We start from the raw sequence: 241 nt of genomic DNA on the forward strand, positions 1-241 counted from the left end.
TCTCCGGTTAACCCGGCTTCAATCAGTGCCGGATAGAGATTTGCCACCGCCGTGCCGGAGGTCACAATCACCGCCACCGGCTGCTTGCTGACTTTCGCCAGCCCCAGCGCCAGATGCCCCAACCCACGCTCATCGAAATGGGTGTGGTGAATGAATGCGGAATTCTCCGCCGCCGCTAACGTTAACGGTGTAGAACGCGAGCCTGGGGCGATACAGATGTGTCTGACGCCGTGACGCGTTA

Annotated in this window: 1 protein-coding gene; it reads right to left on the reverse strand. The window is 59.8% G+C overall.

The genetic code is table 11. From position 1 onward, the window contains the following. Positions 1-241 (reverse strand): thiamine pyrophosphate-binding protein (locus HMPREF0077_RS10265; protein WP_004837962.1); only part of this gene is annotated, 241 nt, incomplete at both ends.

The organism is Anaerococcus tetradius ATCC 35098 (genome assembly GCF_000159095.1).
Lineage (GTDB): Bacteria > Bacillota > Clostridia > Tissierellales > Peptoniphilaceae > Anaerococcus > Anaerococcus tetradius.